This window comes from Actinoplanes sp. NPDC026670 (assembly GCF_040638175.1).
Lineage (GTDB): Bacteria > Actinomycetota > Actinomycetes > Mycobacteriales > Micromonosporaceae > Actinoplanes.
Genome location: NZ_JBEZXU010000036.1, coordinates 22,407 through 39,627, shown reverse-complemented (window position 1 = coordinate 39,627; position 17,221 = coordinate 22,407). Strand labels below are relative to the sequence as shown.

The following is a 17,221-nucleotide window of genomic DNA, read 5'->3' as shown; positions in this document are numbered from 1 at the left end:
GTCCCTCCGTAGTAAAGCTTTTCTATCACGTTTCCACTGCATGACAGGGGTGCGACGCGAACCGCAGTCGCAGGCGGAGCCCTGCCCAACCGCAGAAACAACTCTCATTCAACCGGGAGATACCTGATGAAATCCCCCATGCGCCGGTTGGTCGCCGTGACCACAGTCGCGACAATGCTGACCCTGACCGCCTGCTCCGGAGAGGACGGCACCACCGAGGCCGGCGACACCACGGCCGTGCAGGTCGGGAACAAGTGGACCGGCGGGCCGGTCACGGTCGACCTGTGGCACGACAACAAGGCGATCCAGCCCGCGGTCGACGCGTTCAACGCGGCGCACTCTGCCGAGGGAATCCAGATCAAGTTCACCGAGACCACCGAACTCAACACGGCCGTGCGCAACGCGTTCGCAGCGGGGAACGCACCGGACCTGTTCGTCACGCAGACCGCAGACCTGGCCTCGTTCATCTCCGAGGGCATCGCTGCCGACGTCAGCCGCTATTACCAGAGCATCGCCGCCGACTACGCGAAGACCGTCAACGAGGCCGTCACGACGGGTGGCCGGCAATGGGCCGTGCCGGCGGCGTCGATTCCGACCTTCATGCTCTACAACAGCAGAGTCTTCCAGGCCAACGGCGTCAAGTATCCCACCACGTACGAGGAAGTGCTCGAGGCCGGCAAAGCGCTGAAGCCCAAGAACGTCTCCATCATGAACGTCGCCGGTGAGGACCCGACGCCATACATCTACATGGCGTGGGAGGCCGGCGCCCGCTGGTACCGGCTCGACGGTGACGCGTGGACGGTGAACGTCGACAGCGAGCAGACCCGGCGCTCGGCCGAGTTCTTCGACAAGGGCCTTGCCGACGGCATCTTCAGCAAGATCTCGTACGCCGAGTACGCGGCCATGATGCAGCAGTACGACTCTGGCGCGATCGCCGCCCGCCAGCTGTCCACCTGGCAGACCAAGGGCATGCAGGCCAATCTCAAAACCAGCCTGGGCTCGTGGGATCCGGAGCCGAACCTGAAATGGAACGGCAACCCGGCGACGAACGCTGCCTTCACCCGGGTCTTCACCACCACCAGCAAGTCCGACGCCGCCGACGCGGCCGTCTTCGCCGCGCACGCGCTGTCCAGCACCGCCGACACCATCAACGCGCTGGGCAGCCCGGTCACCGGACTGTCGTACTTCCCGGCCGTCGCCGACCCGAAGCCGTACATCGCCTCGTCCCTCCCCGACAAGCTGCTCGGCGCCAACGGCAAGGATTGGGAACCTGTGGTGACCCAGGCGGTCAGCGAGCAGGCCGATGGCTGGACTTACGGCCCGAACTGGGCCGGCGCGTTCAGCCAACTGCAGGACCTGTGGGGCAAGGCCGTCGCCGGGCAGATGAAGGCCGTCGACATCGCTCCAGCGCTACAGAAGTGGATCGTTGACGACCTCAAACAGCAGGGCATCGGGGTCGCGGGAGCATGACCCAGACCCTCGCGCCGAAAGCCGGGCCCCGGCGTGCGGACACTCCGCACGCCGGGGCTCCGGCCCGGCTCTCCCGTACCGGCGCCAAAGGCTTCCTGTTCACGGTGCCGTTCTTCGCCGGGTTCCTTCTGGTGTTCGTGATCCCGTTCGGGTACGCGCTGGTCGAGAGCCTATACACCAAGCGGCTGTCCGGGGCGGGGCTGGGCGGGGCGGTCCGCTCGTTCGCCGGGTTCGACAACTACACCCGCGGGCTGCAGGACACCCAGTTCTGGTCGGCAGTCGGCCGGGTGGCCGTCTTCGCGCTCGTCCAGATCCCGGTCATGCTCGGCCTGAGCCTGCTCGCGGCACTGCTGCTGGACATGGCGGTCAAACGGTCGGCCAAGGTGTTCCGGCTGGGTCTGCTGATCCCCTACATGATCCCGGCGATCGTGGCCACGCTGGTCTGGCTCTACCTCTATTCTCCGCAGCTCGGCCCGGTCACCAAGGCGGCCGCCGCACTCGGTGCCGACGTCGACATGTTCTCCCCCGACCTGCTCTGGTTCAGCATCGGCAACCTGCTCACCTGGGCCGGTCTGGGCTACAACATGCTGATCATCTATGGGGCGCTGCGGTCGGTGCCGCGCGAGCTGTTCGAAGCGGCCCGCCTGGACGGTGCCGGCGAGATCCGAATCGCCTGGTCGGTGAAGATTCCGTACGTCCGCAGCTCGCTGGTGCTCACCGGCATGCTGGCGATCATCCACATGTTGCAGATCTTCGCCGAGCCGCTGGTCTTCCGGGTGACCTCGCCGGAGACGGTCACCGCGAGCTTCACGCCGATCATGATGATCTACAACCTTGCGTTCACGCAGAGCAACTACCACTACGCGGCCGCTCTGTCGGTGATCCTCGCGGTACTCGTCGGCGCCACCTCCGCCGTCTTCTACCGCCTCACGAACAGGGGAACCCCGTGAGCCGTACCTCGCGTGGCCTGGTCTTCGCCGGGCTTGTGCTATTCCTGCTCTACTCGGTGGCGCCCGTGTGGTGGCTGCTCGTCAACGCCACCAAGAACTCCCGTGACCTGCTGCTGACCAACGGCCTCTGGTTCGCCGACCTCAACCTGGGCGGCAACCTACGGCAGATCAGCGAATACCAAGACGGCATCTTCCTGCGCTGGACCGCGAACTCGCTGCTCTACGCCGTGGGCGGCGCCGCGGTCGGAACCCTGGTCGCCCTGGCCGCGGGGTACGGGCTCGCCCGGTTCTCCTACCCCGGCCGGTCACTGTCGATGGGCCTGGTGATCGCGTCGTTCCTGATCCCCTACTCGATGCTGACCCTGCCGCTCTACCTGCTGTTCTCCCGGATCGGGCTGACCGACACGGCATGGGCGGTGCTGATCCCGACGTTCATCAACCCGTTCAGCGTCTACCTGGCCAAGGTGTACGTCGAGGGCGCGATCCCGCCTGAACTGCTCGAGGCGGCCCGCATCGACGGCGCCGGCGAGGTGCAGATCTTCTTCCGGATCGTGTTGCGGATGCTCACCACCGCAGGCGCGACCATCTTCCTTCTCGGTTTCGTCGCCTCCTGGAACGGCTTCTTCCTCCCGATGACCATGCTGCGCAGCCCGGAGAACTGGACCATGACGCTCGGGCTGTACAACTGGCTGCGGCAGAGCCAGGTCAGCAACGCGGGCACGATCGACTTCACCAGCATCGTGATCACCGGCTCGCTGCTCTCGGTGATCCCGCTGGCCGCGGTGATGATCGCGCTGCAGCGGTTCTGGCGCACCGGCGTGGCCCTGGGAGCGCTCAAGTGACCGACGCTCTTCCCAAAGCGGTGCTGGCGATGCGCCCGGCCACCCTGGCTGAGGATCTGTTCGGCCCTGCCTGTGCCGGCCTGACGGGTCTCGTCGACGCCTCGCCCCACATTCTGGAGAAGTTCGACGACCCTCTGGGGCACGACCTGCTCGCTGACGCCGATGTCCTGGTCACCGGCTGGGGTTGCCCGCCACTGACCGGCGCCGTGCTCGACCGGGCTCCGAGACTGCGAGCCGTGGTGCACGCCGGCGGCTCAGCCGCCGCTGTACTGGACCTGGCCACCGCCGCAGAGCGTGGCCTGGCCCTCTCCAACGCGGGCGAGGCCAACGCAGTGCCGGTCGCCGAGTACACGTTCGCCGCCATCCTGCTCTCCGGCAAACGTGCCCGCGCGGCCGAACGGCTCTACCGGCAGCGCCGCGACTACGTCGACCGGGAGGTGGAACTGCGTGACACCGGCAACTACCGGCGCACCGTCGGCCTGGTCGGCGCGTCCCGGATCGGTCGGCGGGTGGCCCGGCTACTCGCCCAGACCGACCTGGACGTGCTGCTCTACGACCCGTACCTACCCGTACCGGACGCCGTCAACCTCAGCGTTCGGCTCTGCAGCCTGCCGGAACTGATGACCGCGTCGGACGTCGTGTCGCTGCACCCGCCGGTCACCGCCGAGACCACCGGCATGATCGACGCGGCGATGCTGGGCCGGATGCCGGACGGCGCCACCCTGATCAACACCGCACGCGGCGCCATCGTCGACCAGGACGCCCTGGTCGCCGAGCTGCGCACCGGCCGGATCTCCGCAGTCCTCGACGTGACGACCCCCGATCCCCTACCGGCCGACCACGAGCTGTGGTCGCTGCCCAACGTGACGCTGACCCCGCACATCGCCGGGGCCACCGGCTCCGAACTGCGCCGACTCGGGCGGCACGTGATCGACGAGCTCGCCCGGTTCCGGCAGGGCGCGCCCTTCGCGTACTCCGAAAGCAAGGTGTCGTGAACGAACATCCCATCCTGCGCGGCTTCCACCCCGACCCGTCGGCGGTTCGCGCCGGCACCCGGTACGTCCTCGCAACCAGCACCTTCGAATGGTCACCCGGGATAGCCCTGCACACCTCCACCGACCTGAGGCGCTGGCAGCCGATCGGCGGCGCCCTGAACCTCGACCTGCGCGGAGTGCCTGACTCGGCCGGGATCTGGGCGCCCACGATCAGCCACCACGACGGCCTTTTCTGGCTGGTCTACACGGTGGTACGGACTATGACCGGCGCGTACAAGGACCTTGACAACTACCTGGTCACCGCGCCCGACCCGGCCGGGCCGTGGAGCGAGCCGATCTATCTGAACTCGTCAGGCTTCGACCCGTCGCTGTTCCACGCCGCCGACGGCCGCCGCTATCTGATCAACGTGAACTGGGATCACCGGCCCGGCCGGTTCTCCTTCGGCGGGGTGCTGCTGCAGGAGTACGACCACGACCGACGATCCCTGGTCGGCGACCCGAAGGTGATCTTCGCCAGCGACGAGCTGATGGAGGGCTCGCACCTGTTCGAACGTGACGGCTGGTTCTACCTGATGCTTGCCGAGGGCGGCACCGGCTACCACCACGGCATCCGGCTCGCCCGGTCACGGGACCTGCGAGGCCCGTACCAGGTCGACTCGGAGCCTCTGCTCACCGCCAGGCACGACCCCCAGGCCGCCGTGCAGAAGGCCGGCCACGGACAGCTGCTCACCACCCCGGACGGCGAACAGGTCATCGTCCACCTAGGCGCCCGGCCCCGGATGGGGCGCGACGGACTGCGCAGCCCACTGGGCCGGGAGACGTTCCTGCAGCACGTCGTATGGACCCCCGACGGATGGCTGAGACTGCTCGACAAACCGGTACCGGCCTCGGAGCACCCCGCCGACCAGCCGTTCGACGGGCCGGAGTGGATGAGTCTGCGGGCCCCCGCCACCCCCGGCTGGGCCGAACTCGAACCGGGCCGGGTGCGGTTGCGAGGCCGAGAAAGCCTGGACTCGCTGTTCGACCAGTCACTGCTGGCCCGGCGGCTGCCCGGCCTGCACGGTACCGCCGAGGTGACCGTCGACGTCGAGCCACGCCACTTCACCGAACTCGCCGGGCTGGTCCTCTACTACAACACCACCGGCTACCACTATCTCGCGGTCACCCACCACGAGCAGCACGAAAAGGTCATCGTCGTGATCAGCAAACGCCCGGGCGCCACCGTCGAACACGGTCGGCAACCGATCCCCGACGGGCCCGTGCGCCTGCGAACCGAGCTGGACGGCATGCGGGTACGGTTTTCGTACGCCGCCACAGACGGCGTCTGGAAAACCGTCGGCCCCGCACTGGACCTGGAGTTCCTCTCCGACGAGATCGGCCCGCCGTTGCGCTTCACCGGCACCGCGATCGGCGTCTGCGCCCAGGACCTGTCCCGTCGGCGGCTGACCGCCGACTTCAGCGACTTCACGCTGGACGTCGCATGAGGGCGCTGATGGTCCGCGGCGGTTGGGACGGCCACGAACCGGTAGCCTGCACCGAACTGTTCCGCGGATTCCTCGCACAACACGGCTTCGATGTGCTGACGGCCGAGGACCGGGACGTCTACACCGACCGTGACCTGCTTGCGACCATCGACCTGATCATCCCGTGCTGGACCGGCGACCGGCTCACCGCCGAGCAGGAGCAGTGCCTGACCCGGCGGGTGCACGATGGAGCCGGTCTCGCCGGCTGGCACGGTGGCGTCCTCGCCACCGGCTACGAGGCGTCCCGCTACCAGTACCTGATCGGCGGCCGGTTCATCTTCCACCCGGGCGGCATCATCGACCACACCGTCGACATCGTCAGCGACCATCCGGTCGTCGCCGACCTGGCGTCGTTCCCCCTCCGCTCCGAACAGTACTACCTGCACGTCGACCCGACGCTCGAGATCCACGCCACCACCACCTTCGCCGGCCACCAGGAAGCGCCGGAGACCGCCGGCGTCGTGATGCCGGTCGTGTGGACCCGCCGCTTCGGCGCCGGCCGGGTGTTCGTCTCCACCCTCGGCCACTCCCCCGCAGACCTCCAGGTCCCCCAGGTCCGCACCCTCACCGAACGTGGCCTGCTCTGGGCGGCCGGACGAGAGCAGGCATCCTCATGACGGTCCTTCTGCCCGGCCGCGCCGAAGGCGCCGAACAATACCTCGACTGGGGAAACAGCCGGCTTCGCCTGGTGATCAGCCACAGCTGGCAGGACGCGCCCCGCCTGATCACCATCTGGCACACCGACACCCCACGCCCCAACCTGGCCGCGCTGCGCCGCTCGGCTCTTCCCGTCCTCGAGGTCGCCCTCGCCGGCGAGGGCCGCGCCGGGACCTCCGGCAAGCGGCACGTCGACGGCGCCGCCGGCCAGCGAATGCGGCTCACCGGCACCCACGCCGAACGTGACAGCGGGATGGCCCGGCTCCGGCTGGGCCTGGCCGATGAGCAGAGCGGCCTGCGCGCCACCGTCCACTACGAACTCGCCGACGACACCACGGCGTTGCGGACCTGGGCCGAACTGACCGCCGACACCGAACTGCGGATCGAGCACGTCACCAGCGGTGCGGTCTCCGGACTCGGCCACGGCATCGCCTGGGAGGACGACCTCGCGATGTGGACCGCGGCGAACCCGTGGAGCGGCGAGTTCCGCTGGCAGCGCGAGACGCTTTCCGGGCGCGGGCTGTACGACGTGGGTATGGCCGCCCACGGCCAGGTCGGCTCGAAGAACCGGATCAGCCTGACCTCCACCGGGGCCTGGTCGACCTCCGAGCACCTGCCGATGGGGATCGTCGAGGATCTGCGCAGCGGGCGGATGCTGGCGTGGCTGGCCGAGTCCAACACCACATGGCACGCCGAACTCGGTGACCGCTACGGCGACGTGTACCTGGCCGTGTTCGGCCCCACCGCGCTGGAACACCAGTGGACCGGGCGGGTGGGGGCGGGGCGCAACGTTCGTACCATCGCCGTCGTCCTCGCTCTGGGGTCCGGCCTCGAGGAGATCGCCGCCGCGCTCACCGCCCACCGGCGCCGCGCCCGACGCCCACACCCCGACCATGTGGCACTGCCGGTCGTCTACAACGACTTCCTCAACGCGCTGATGGCGGACCCGACCACCGAACGCGAGCTGCCGCTCATCGAGGCTGCCGCCGACCTGGGTGTGGAAACGTTCGTGATCGACGCCGGGTGGTACGACGACGAGGGCGGCGGCTGGTGGGACTCGGTCGGCGAGTGGCAGCCGTCGGTCAACCGTTTCCCCGGCGGCGGCCTGGACGCGGTGATCGACCGGATCCGCGGCGCCGGCATGGACCCAGGCCTGTGGCTGGAGCCGGAGGTCGTCGGCGTTCGCAGCCCGATCGCCGCGGCACTGCCGGCGGCCGCGTTCTTCCAACGTGACGGGGTACGGGTCGCCGAGTGGGGCCGGCATCAACTCGACCTGCGGCACCCGGCGGCGCGTGCGCACCTGGACTTGACGGTGGACCGCCTGGTCGAGCGATTCGAGTTGGGCTATCTGAAGCTGGACTACAACGTCGACACCGGCGCGGGCACCGACGGCGCCGGTGAGAGCGCCGGTGAAGGGCTGCTCGGGCACGGGCGGGCGCTGCTCGACTGGGTCGGCGCCGTCCTGGACCGGCATCCCGGCCTCGTCGTCGAGGGCTGCGCCGCGGGAGGGTCACGGATCGACGCGGCCAGTGGCATGGTCTTCCCGATCCAGTCGCTGACCGACCAGCAGAATTTCCGGGCGATGCCACCCATCGCCGCCGCGGCGCCCCTGGCCATCACCGCGGAACAGGCCGGGACGTGGGCCTCGGTGGACGGCACGATGACTCCCGAGGAACTAGCGTTCTCACTGGTCACAGCTATGCTGGGCCGAATCCACCTGGCCGGGCGCATCGACACCCTGGATGCCGGGCAGCGCGCTGTCGTGCGCGACGGGCTGGACGTGTACCGGTCGATCCGTGCGGCGGTCGCACGGTCGGTTCCGGTGTGGCCGCTCGGGCTGCCCGGCTGGCGTGACGACTGGATCGCGCTCGGCGCCCAAGACGGCACTGACCTCTACCTCGCGGTCTGGCGCCGGGGCGGCGCCGAAACCCTACGGCTTCCCGGTCCCGCCGAAGTGCTCTTCCCACGGTGGGGCGAGGAAACGCTGAGCGGTGACGAGATCCGGTTGCCGCAGCCGTACACCGCCCGTCTTCTGCTGGTGAAGGGAGCGCCGTGACCGCCCACCCCTCGTCTCGGGCTTTCACCAGGACCGACTGTCGTCCACTTCGACAACGGATTGCGGAAATGACTCTCGTCGCGGCCACCCCGGCAAACGCCGAACTCGGACCGGGCCTGCTCAAAGACCGGTTCGAACGCAACCTCACCTACATGACCAGCCTGACCCCGGAGAATCTGCTGCGCCCCTACCAGTTCGAGGCCGGACTGTGGAGCTGGTGCGGCACCGCCGGCACCACGATCGGTGCCACCGTCGCCGACGGCCCGGACACCTGGCACTGGGGATGGGAGGCTCCCACCTCCCAGCTACGCGGCCACATCCTCGGCCACTGGCTGTCAGCAGCAGCCCACCTACGGCACGCCTCGCCCCGGATCGGCGCCACCGCAGATCACCTCGTCGCCGAACTCGCCCGCTGCCAGCAGGCCAACGGCGGCGAGTGGATCGCGCCGTTCCCGGAGAAACATCTGGAGCGTATCGCCGCCGGGCAGACGGCCTGGGCACCCCAGTACGTGCTGCATAAGCTCCTTGCCGGTCTGCTCGACATGGCCGTGAGCGGGCACAACACCCAGGCGCTGGAGATCCTGACCCGCGCCGCGAAGTGGTTCTCCCGGTGGACCGCGCCGATGAGCCGGGAGCAACTCGACGACATCCTCGACGTCGAGACCGGCGGAATGCTCGAAGTCTGGGCCAGCCTGTTCCAGCTCACCGGCGACCTGGAACATCAGGAACTGGTCCTCCGCTACCGCCGCGGCCGCTTCTTCGACCGGCTCCTGGCCGGAGACGACGTCCTCACCAACAAACACGCCAACACCCAGGTCGCCGAGATCCTCGGCTGCGCCCGCGCCTACGAGGTGACCGGGGATCCCCGGTGGCGCGACATCGTGGAGGCTTTCTGGCACCAGGCGGTCACCGGCCGCGGCACCTACGTCACCGGTGGCAGCAGCAGCGGCGAGATCTGGCAACCGCCCGGCGAGCAGGCGGCCCGCCTTCACGACGTGCAGGAACACTGCGTCGTGACGAACATGATGCGGTTGGCCGACTACCTCTACCGCTGGACCGGCGAGGCCGGCTACGCCGCATACTGGGAAAGCAACCTGATCAACGGTGTCCTCGCCCAACAGCACCCGGAAACCGGCATGGTCGCCTACTTCTTGCCTCTCGAAGCGGGAAGCACCAAAGTCTGGGGCCATCCCACCCGGGACTTCTGGTGCTGCCATGGCACCCTGCTACAGGCGCACACGCTCTATCCCGCATCTGCCGCTCACCTCGACGGCCAGGGGATCAGAATCGGTCAGTACACGCCTAGCACGCTCCGGCTCGATCATCCGCTGGCCGGCACGGTCGAGATCGAGGTGACTCCCGACGTCCGCCACGGGGTAGTGCCCGGCCGGCACCATTCGATCGAGGGGTACGAGAGTATCCAGCTCGTTCACACGCCGGGTGTGCCATGGCGGCGCCCCCGTTCCATGACCTTCCGGATCCGGATCTGTTGTGCGGTGCCGGCGCTTTTCACGGTACGTCTGCGCGTGCCGCAATGGGCGAGCGCCACCACGGTGACGGTGAACGGAGGATCCATCGATGTAGAAGTGGTCAACGGATTCATCGTCCTCGACAGAGCCTGGTCCGACGAACTCGTCGACATCACCCTTGCCACCGAGGTGACCGCTCATCCGCTGCCCGACGAACCTGGCCACGTTGCCTTTACCGACGGTCCGATCGTCCTCGCCGGCCTGGTGGGAGAGGAACGCACGCTGCGCGGCGACCCGGCCGACGCCGCCGCCCTGCTGCGCCCCGACCGGGAGCGTCATCACAGTTGGTGGAACGCCGGAACATACCGCACTCACGGCCAGAACCGTGGCATCCGGTTCATCCCTCTCTACGACGTCACGCAGCAGGAATACACCGTCTACTTCCCGGTCTCCAGCGCTCCGACGGAGTAGACCTCATTCGGCGTGATCGCCGCCGGAGCCGTTGCGGCCGGGTGCCGAACCGCCACTCCTCCCGGCCGGCTCACCGATGACGAACAGGCCCGGTCCGTCAACCGTTGGGCTTCGGCGGTACCGACGACCTCTGACAGGCGCAAGGGCATCAAGATCAACAGGGAAGAGCCGATCGCGATCCTGGCCAGAGCTGGTCAGCCCGCAGGCACCACCTCTGCGGCAAGGCCGGCGGTAGCCAGCAACTCCTCCCGTGGCGCTCCGGTGGCGGCATGGACGGCGAGCCCTTCGGCCGTTACCAGGACGTACCGGGCAAGAATTGCACAGTCGGTGTGTGCCGGCAGGTCTCCGGCCGCCACCGCTTCCTCGAAGCGGTGGCGCACCGCCCGGCGAACCTGCTCACGCCGAACCTCGAGAAGCTCCGCGATCTCGCGAGAAGCGAGTCCGGCCTGCACCATCAGGCATCCACGCGGACGTCCGGGAGCAGTGTAGGCCTCGACCAGACCGGTCAGAAACCGTACCGTGACCTCCCGGGCGGTGGGCTGTGCGAGCGCTTCGCCGGGCAGTCCGCAGCGCATCTCCGTGTAGCGGTCGAGAACCTTCTCGAAGAGCTGCTTTTTATTGCCGAAAGCCGCATACAGACTGGGCGGCCGAATGTTCATCGCCTCGGTCAGCTCGGCGATCGAGGTGCCCTCGTAGCCCTTGCGCCAGAACATCTCGACGGCCACGTCCAGCGCGGCCTGCTCATCGAACGCGCGCCTGCCTCCCCTTGCCATGGTCCCCCATTCCTGCCGTGCCGGTTGCACGACTGCTTTAGCGGTCGCTACAGTCTAGTTGATCGCAGCTTTAGCGATCACTACAGCAAACGGCGCAAGCCGCCGTACGAAGTGAGCGGCGAACCAGCGACCGGAACTCAGCGGTCAACCCCACGTCATCGACGTGGCCACGGCCGGCTCTGACATCCAGCACGACACCGAGGAGACACCATGACCGACACCGGCACCTGGCCGCACCACGCATTGGGCAAGGCGCTGAGCAACTGGGGACGATGGGGAGCCGACGACGAGATCGGCACGCTCAACCTGATCACCAACGCCAAACGCGTCGCCGCAGCACAGCTGGTCCGGACCGGGAAGCGCTTCGACCTCGGGATGCCGTTCGGCAAGCAGGGCCCCGCCGTGCCGAGCTCGTTCCGGTCCAATCCCCAGCATGTGATGACCGTGCTGCCGTCAGACACCGCCGGTGCCCCCGACGGGATGATCGGCTCGGACGACATGGTGGTGATGAGTCTTCAGGCCGCTACCCAATGGGACGGCCTCGCCCACATGGGATACGGCGGGCTGTTCTATAACAACGTGCCCGCCGACGCGGTGAACAACTTCACCGGCGCCGCCAAAAACTCCTTCGACAAGGCGGCGGGGCACCTGATCACTCGCGGAGTGCTACTGGACATCGCCGCGCTCAAGGGCGTCGACCGTCTGCCGGACTCATACGAGATCACCGCAGCCGATCTGCTGGCCGCCGAAGATCGTCAGAGCGTACGCGTCGAATCCGGCGACGCCCTCTGCGTCCGCACCGGATGGCACCGGTGGTACCTGGACGGCGATCGGGACCACTACATGGCCGAGGCCGAGGCCGGCCTCGGCCTCGACACCCTGCGCTGGCTACGTGAGCGCGACGTCGCCGCAGTGGCGTTGGACAACTGGGCCGTCGAGGTCTACCCGTCGCCGATCTCTGGCGCCTACGCCCCATTCCATCAGGTCGCCATCCGCGATCTCGGACTCACCCTGGGCGAGATGTTCGACTTCGAGGACCTCGCCGCCGATTGCGCTCAGGACAACATCTGGGAGTTCTGCCTCTGCGCCCCGGGCCTCAAGGTCACCGGCTCGGTCGGCACCCCCATCACCCCCATCGCGCTCAAGTAGACCCCGGCCCGGCTCGCGCGGTCACTCGTCCTCCTGCCATGCAACGTGCGTGGCCGCGCGGGCACGAGCTCACCTTGTTCCGGCAATCCAGAAGGCGGCACCCGACATGGCAACAACCCGGCTGACGATCGACGTGTGGGCGGATGTGCTCTGCCCCTGGTGCTACATCGGCGAGCACCGCCTCGCCAGGGCGATCGCACAATCCCCACACGCGAACGACATAGACCTGACCATCCACACCTTCGAGCTCGACCCGGCCGTTCCGGCAACGGTTCAGCCGACCCTGGACTACCGGACCGTGAAGTACGGGATCACCCGTATCCAGGCCCGAGCAATGGAGACGGGCGTCGCCGGGCAGGCCGCCGCCGAGGGCCTCCCTTACACTCTCGACCGGCCCGTGAGCAACACCTTTGCTATGCTGCGGCTGGTGCATCTCGGCAACGAGCACGGCGTCGGCTGGCAGTACATGCGGGCGATGCAGGCGGAACTGTACGGCGGGAACCCCGACGCGTTCGGCCACGGCACGCTGACCGTCCTCGGCGAGCGACTCGGCCTGCCTGCCGAGGAGATCCGCGACGTGCTCACCACCGACCGCTACAGCGCGGCCGTACGAGCCGACCACGCCGCAGCGGTGGCCTCCGGGGCCAGCGGGGTGCCCTTCACCGTCCTCGGCCGGCGCCTCGGCATCCCCGGCGCGGCGACCGTCCGCCAATACACCGCAGCCATCGACCAGGCATGGGATCAGCTCAACGGTTAACGGGCCGGGCCTGTTCGTCCTCGTGCCGGCCGCCATATACGGCGTCGGGCTCGCGGCCGTCGCCTTCGCCCCGCCCGGGCGGGACCCGACGTGGATTCCGCGGTCGACTATCTCACCGTCGACCTCACCGCGACCGCACCGCCCGGCACGACCGCCGAAATCGTCCTCGGCCCGCTCCATGACGAGGTCGGCAGCGGCACCGCCTGGCCCCCGCGTGACAGCGAAAGGGGGCCCGCACGTCGCACGGCCGCGACGTGGGCGCACCGGACAGCCTCCTCAACAGTCTGCCGACGACGAATGCCCGGCGATGGCCTGGTCGAGGGCTGCGGCATCGGCCCAGTTGCCGTGAAAGCCGAACGGGATGCGGGCCGGCAGCTTCACCCGGGTCAACGGGGTGCGGCGCAGGTCTGCGGCGTCGTGAACAAGCATCTCACTCAGCCCGGTGGCTCGGTTCCACCAGACCGTCAGCAGATAGCCGTCGTCCTCGGCACGGGCGTTCGCACGTGGCACGAAGACGGGTTCGCTGGGACTGGTCAGGCCGTCCGGCCCTTCGACCACGGTCGTGGAGTCGAGCAGGTAGTCGTGGCGGGCCAAACCGTCGGTCATGGTGTCTCCGGCCAAGCCGCGGGTGGTGACGAAATATCCGTAACGGTTCTCGATGCCGCTGTACGCGTCGTTGATCCGGGGGAACTCGCCGGCGATCCCGCTGATCTGTTTCTCGGTGGTCCGCCCGGTCCGCAGATCGATCCGCCACTGGTGGGGCAGCGCCGGCGGGAACCACTCGTGCGAGCCGACAGGGGTGTCGAGACGCTCGGCCGGGGTGCCGAGGCGGGTGATCCGGTGCCCGTCGATGACCAGTTCGTCTCCTTGTTCGTACGCGTTGAAGAAGTGAGTGTTGGCGAACAACCCTCCGACCTCGTGCCAGGTGACCTCATGGGTCTTCTGGTTCATCACCGCGATCCGCACCCCGTGCGGTACAGCCTTCTCGTCCCAGACCACGCCGGGTCGGCCCTGGGCGACCAGGTCGAGGCGGAACAGCGCCGGGGTGACGAAGAAGATCGCATGGTTGGCAGTGACCGCGAAGTCGTGCATGAGCACCGGAATCCCGATGTCGAACGAGTGCGAGTCGATGATCTGCCCGGTCTTCACGTCGGCGCGGTACCACGTGATCACCGGGCCGGTCGCAGCGAAGAACAGCAGGTCACCGGTGGCCGGGTCGGTCTTGAAGTGTGCGGTGCACAGCACGTCGACGCCGCCGTGGAAGTCGTAGCCGCCGAGCGTCTCCAGGCTCTCGGGATGCAGCTTGTGCGGCAGGCCGCCCTCGAAGTAGACGAGCAGGTGGTCGTCGAACAGGCCTACGTTGGTGTTGGCCACGTTCTTGGCCGGTGGCGCGCCGTCGGGCAGGCGCCCGGGTGTGCCACCGTTGACGAAACCGCTGTAGATCGCCTCGCCGGCGGTCACCTCGACCTTCATCGACGGTGTCTGGACCCAGCGGCTGCGGTAGGTGGCCCGGCCGTCGCGCACGAACACCGCGCAGACCATGCCGTCGCCCTCCCACCAGTGGTAGCGGTCGGTGTTGCGGGGCTCGAAGCGCGGGTTGGACGAGGTCCGTAGCAGCGCACCGGCGAGGTCGGCGGGCAATTCGCCAACCACCTCCAGGTCGAACGCCTCGGTCTCGTCGGCCCAGGGCGTGAACGGGCCGTTGAGGAACTTGTTGCCGGTGGGCCAGGATCCGCGGGCGGCGCGCGGCACCAAGGTCGTCGGGTTCGGGATCATCGCAATCCTCCAGAGGACGTGGATTTCAGAACGGGTATGCGGGAAGGTCGCCCCGGAGCGTGACCCATTGCTGTTCGGTGAAGGCGTCAAGGTTGGCGGCGGTGCCGCCGTGGCGGGAACCGTTGCCTGAGTCCCCGACCCCGCCGAACGGGATGACCGCCTCGTCGTTGACGGTCTGGTCGTTGATGTGGATCAGCCCGCTGGGGACGCGTTCGGCCAAGGCGAGGCCTTTCATCACGTCGCGGGTGAGGATGCCCAGCGACAACCCGTACGGCGTGCTTGTGGCCAGACGGGCGGCCTCATCGAGGTCACGGAAAGTGACCACCGGAGCGACCGGTCCGAAGATCTCGTCCGCATACGCGGGGGCGGTCAGGGGGACGTCGGCGAGGACCGTCGGCCGGTAGAACAACCGATCGTAGGTGCCGCCAGCGGCCAGGCGGGCGCCGGCAGCGAGGCTGGCGGTGACGACTCGGTGTACGGTGTCGCGCTGACCGGCGTCGATGACCGGGCCGAGCGCGACGGTCTCGCTGGTCGGGTCGCCGACCGGCAGCGCGTTGGCGTGCTCAGCCAGGGCAGCCACGTAGTCCTCCGCGATCGAGGCGTGCACCAGGTGGCGGCTGCTGGCCATGCAGATCTGCCCGGCATGGACGAACGCCCCGAAGGCACCGACCGACACTGCCTTCTCGACGTCGACGTCGTTGAGGACGATCAGCGCTGAGTTGCCGCCGAGTTCCAGATGGACACGCTTGAGGTGGGGCGCGGCAGCGGCCGCGATGGCCCGCCCGGCGCGGGTGGAGCCGGTGAAGGCGATGACCGGGATCAGCGGGTCCTCGACGACGGCTGCGCCCGCGACCGGGCCACCGGGCAGCACATGCAGCAGACCGGCAGGCAGGCCGGCCTCCTCGAAGATACGGGCGAGGACGACACCGCCGCTGATCGCGGTGCGCGGGTCGGGTTTGAGGATCACTGCATTGCCCAGCGCCAGCGCGGGCGCGACTGCTCGCATGGACAGAATGACCGGAACGTTGAATGGCGCGATAACGCCCACTACGCCAACCGGGAGCCTGCGTGAGAAGGACAGCCGCTGCTGCCCGGAGCGCAGCATTTCGCCGTATGGGGCGCCGGCCAGCGCGGCCGCCTCGTAACACTCCTCGGCACCGCCACTGTCGACCTGCAGTGCGGCGAACGGGCGGATCGCGCCGGATTCGCGCATGAGCCAGGTCTCGATCTCATTGCGGTGTTCCTCGAACAGCCGACCGGCTCGCCGCAGCACTGCAGCCCGCTCGCTGTAGGGTCGCGCGGCCCAGTCCCTCTGGGCCTGCGCGGCGTGCTCGGCGGCCTTGTGCACGTCGGCGGCCGTGGCGCAGCCGACCGAGCCGAGTACGGCCCCGGTGGCAGGTTCGAACGCCTCGTACTCACCGCCGGATCCGGGCGTCCACTCGCCCAGGAAGATCCGCCCAGCCCAGGTGCCGCCGTCCAGTAGGGTCATGGCCTCGCCTCCGCTTTCGTGATGTGGTTACGCAATGTGCCGATGCCCTCGATCTCGGTGGTCAGCAGCTGCCCCGGGCGCAGCCAGAGCTTGGGATCGCGGCCGGCGCCGACGCCTCCGGGGGTACCAGTCATGATCAGGTCGCCGGGGAGCAGGGTTACGATCTCGCTGACGTACGCGATCAGGTCCTCTGGGCCGAACAGCAGGTCCACGGTGTTGGAGGACTGCCGGATCTCGCCGTCGACCCGGCACGTGAGGCCCAGGCCGAGGCCCCCTTCCGGCAACTCGTCGGGGGTGACGAGCACCGGCCCAATCGGGGTGGTCGCCTCGAACGTCTTGCCGGACAGGAACTCACGGGTGCGGTGCTGATAGTCGCGTACGGTGATGTCGTTACCCACCGTATAACCCGCTATGTGCTCGAGGGCCTTCTTCGCCGACACGTACCGCGCCGTGCGCCCGACCACGACCACGAGTTCGGCTTCCCAGTCCAGCTGGTCGGAGACCGGGGGCACAGCGATGGACGCGTGCGGTGCGAGCAACGCGCCGCTGAACTTGGCGAACAGGGTCGGGTGCTTCGGTACGTCACGTCCCATCTCGTGGATGTGGCTGAGGTAGTTCAGGCCCACGCAGATGATCTTGTTCGGTTCCGGGAAGAGCAGGCCCAGCTCCGTGCCGGCCGCGGGGATCCGTGGGCCGGACGGTTGTGCGGCGAGGCTCTGCCAGTTGTCGTGGCGCAGCAGCGCGCCGACGTCCGGCGCTGGCAAAAGCACCAGGTCGTCCTGCTCCAGCCGGGCAGCCCGGGTGGTGCCGTCGACGATGACGGTCGTCAGTCGCATACGTCCTC

14 protein-coding genes are annotated in these 17,221 nt (G+C 68.4%); 10 read left to right on the top strand and 4 right to left on the bottom strand.

What is annotated here, in order from left to right; all coding sequences use genetic code 11:
- Positions 1–126: 126 nt before the first annotated feature.
- The 8 genes from AB0E94_RS30885 to AB0E94_RS30850 all read left to right on the top strand — a co-directional run bounded on the left by AB0E94_RS30885 (position 127) and on the right by AB0E94_RS30850 (position 10,433).
- Positions 127–1,470, top strand: a complete 1,344-nt coding sequence (locus tag AB0E94_RS30885; protein ID WP_360333291.1) for a hypothetical protein — start codon at positions 127–129, stop codon at positions 1,468–1,470.
- Complete coding sequence (locus tag AB0E94_RS30880; protein WP_360333288.1) at positions 1,467–2,420, top strand: sugar ABC transporter permease; 954 nt, start codon at positions 1,467–1,469, stop codon at positions 2,418–2,420. The genes AB0E94_RS30885 and AB0E94_RS30880 overlap by 4 nt, the downstream gene beginning before the upstream one ends.
- A complete protein-coding gene (locus AB0E94_RS30875) occupies positions 2,417–3,262 on the top strand; it encodes a carbohydrate ABC transporter permease (RefSeq protein WP_360333285.1) in 846 nt (281 codons plus the stop codon). The genes AB0E94_RS30880 and AB0E94_RS30875 overlap by 4 nt, the downstream gene beginning before the upstream one ends.
- Entirely contained in the window at positions 3,259–4,257 is a 999-nt protein-coding gene (locus AB0E94_RS30870) for a hydroxyacid dehydrogenase (RefSeq protein WP_360333282.1), read from the top strand. Before AB0E94_RS30875 ends, AB0E94_RS30870 begins: the two co-directional genes overlap by 4 nt.
- Positions 4,254–5,741: a glycoside hydrolase family 43 protein gene (locus AB0E94_RS30865; protein WP_360333279.1), complete on the top strand. Its 1,488-nt coding sequence runs from the start codon at positions 4,254–4,256 to the stop codon at positions 5,739–5,741. Before AB0E94_RS30870 ends, AB0E94_RS30865 begins: the two co-directional genes overlap by 4 nt.
- The gene (locus tag AB0E94_RS30860) at positions 5,738–6,397 is read left to right on the top strand and encodes a ThuA domain-containing protein (RefSeq protein ID WP_360333276.1); all 660 of its coding nucleotides are present in this window, start codon (positions 5,738–5,740) and stop codon (positions 6,395–6,397) included. Before AB0E94_RS30865 ends, AB0E94_RS30860 begins: the two co-directional genes overlap by 4 nt.
- Entirely contained in the window at positions 6,394–8,493 is a 2,100-nt protein-coding gene (locus AB0E94_RS30855) for an alpha-galactosidase (RefSeq protein WP_360333274.1), read from the top strand. Before AB0E94_RS30860 ends, AB0E94_RS30855 begins: the two co-directional genes overlap by 4 nt.
- A gap of 68 nt (positions 8,494–8,561) precedes the next feature.
- Positions 8,562–10,433, top strand: a complete 1,872-nt coding sequence (locus AB0E94_RS30850; RefSeq protein ID WP_360333271.1) for a beta-L-arabinofuranosidase domain-containing protein — start codon at positions 8,562–8,564, stop codon at positions 10,431–10,433.
- Positions 10,434–10,627: 194 nt separating this feature from the next.
- Here the strand turns inward: AB0E94_RS30850 and AB0E94_RS30845 are convergent, their stop codons facing one another.
- Positions 10,628–11,206: a TetR/AcrR family transcriptional regulator gene (locus tag AB0E94_RS30845; protein WP_360333268.1), complete on the bottom strand. Its 579-nt coding sequence runs from the start codon at positions 11,204–11,206 to the stop codon at positions 10,628–10,630.
- Positions 11,207–11,416: 210 nt separating this feature from the next.
- On the opposite strand from AB0E94_RS30845, the gene AB0E94_RS30840 reads away from it, so the two are divergent.
- A complete protein-coding gene (locus tag AB0E94_RS30840; RefSeq protein WP_360333265.1) occupies positions 11,417–12,355 on the top strand; it encodes a cyclase family protein in 939 nt (312 codons plus the stop codon).
- A 49-nt stretch (positions 12,356–12,404) separates the two neighbouring features.
- A complete protein-coding gene (locus tag AB0E94_RS30835; RefSeq protein WP_360333263.1) occupies positions 12,405–13,112 on the top strand; it encodes a DsbA family protein in 708 nt (235 codons plus the stop codon).
- 276 nt (positions 13,113–13,388) lie between these two features.
- On the opposite strand, the gene AB0E94_RS30830 is transcribed toward AB0E94_RS30835, so the two are convergent.
- The 3 genes from AB0E94_RS30830 to AB0E94_RS30820 are packed head-to-tail and all read right to left on the bottom strand — an operon-like array spanning position 13,389 to position 17,213.
- Entirely contained in the window at positions 13,389–14,888 is a 1,500-nt protein-coding gene (locus AB0E94_RS30830) for a carotenoid oxygenase family protein (protein WP_360333260.1), read from the bottom strand.
- A 25-nt stretch (positions 14,889–14,913) separates the two neighbouring features.
- Positions 14,914–16,377, bottom strand: coding sequence for an aldehyde dehydrogenase family protein (locus AB0E94_RS30825; protein WP_360333257.1), 1,464 nt, complete (start codon positions 16,375–16,377; stop codon positions 14,914–14,916).
- Positions 16,374–17,213, bottom strand: a complete 840-nt coding sequence (locus AB0E94_RS30820; protein ID WP_360333254.1) for a fumarylacetoacetate hydrolase family protein — start codon at positions 17,211–17,213, stop codon at positions 16,374–16,376. The genes AB0E94_RS30825 and AB0E94_RS30820 overlap by 4 nt, the downstream gene beginning before the upstream one ends.
- Positions 17,214–17,221 lie beyond the last annotated feature (8 nt).